The following is a 1055-nucleotide window of genomic DNA, read 5'->3' on the forward strand; positions in this document are numbered from 1 at the left end:
GGTCGGTCACCACGTCCGAATACACGGCCGGTGCAACCGATCTGCTCTACACCGATGCGACTGCCGGTACCGGCGGTATTCTCGGCACGGCCGGCGCGTCTTCGGGCAAGTCGATCACCGAGTTCACGATCGACTCCTCCACGACCAAGGGCGGTATCGACAACCTGCTGAGCGACGTTGAAACCGCTCTGAAGGACATGACCTCGCTCGGTTCGAAGTTCGGTTCGATCTCCTCGCGTATCGACATGCAGTCGAACTTCGTCTCGTCGCTCAGCGACTCGATCGAATCGGGTGTTGGCCGCCTCGTCGACGCCGACATGGAAGAAGAGTCCTCGAAGCTGACCGCTCTGCAGACGCAGCAGCAGCTGGCCATCCAGTCGCTCTCGATCGCAAACTCCTCTTCGCAGAACATCCTGTCGCTCTTCCGTTAAAAGCTGGCAGCAAGTACCGAAAAATCGAAATGGCCGGTGTCTCACCGGCCATTTTTGTTATTAAAAATGGATTAACGAGATTTAACCTAAGTTACCGATTTTTAACGATTTTTTTTAACCGTGTTTAGCTTCTTTTAACGATGATGCTGTTTTCTAAGCACATCGAAACGGCGGTCGGTCAACAGACGATCGGCAGGCATGACGCTGAGCGCCGTTCCCGGTGAGACCGGAATGCCCTTCATCACGTAGCCAATTAGGGGCACATTTAAATGACCAGCATTCTTACCAACAATTCCGCAATGTCCGCTCTGCAGACCCTGCGCAACGTCAACCAGAACCTCGCCGACACCCAGAACCACGTTTCGTCGGGTCTGCGCGTTGGCAAGGCTGCCGACAACGCAGCTTACTGGTCGATCGCAACGACGATGAAGTCGGACAACAAGGCCCTCGGCGCCGTATCTGACGCTCTCGGCATGGGTGCTGCCAAGGTTGACACGGCTTACACCGCTGTCGAAAGCTCCATCGACGTCGTTTCCGAAATCAAGTCGAAGCTCGTTGCTGCGACTGAAGACGGTGTCGACAAGTCGAAGGTTCAGGACGAAATCACCCAGCTCCAGGCGCAGC

General features: G+C 55.5%; 2 protein-coding genes. Both read left to right on the forward strand.

The features are described from left to right. The coding region (locus tag AC1DV9_RS29090) for a flagellin (RefSeq protein WP_477951299.1) at positions 1–431 on the forward strand (431 nt) is incomplete at its 5' end. Between the two features lie 269 nt (positions 432–700). Beyond that, the coding region (locus AC1DV9_RS29095; RefSeq protein ID WP_477951301.1) for a flagellin N-terminal helical domain-containing protein at positions 701–1055 on the forward strand (355 nt) is incomplete at its 3' end.

The organism is Rhizobium sp. 01L410, from assembly GCF_056400165.1.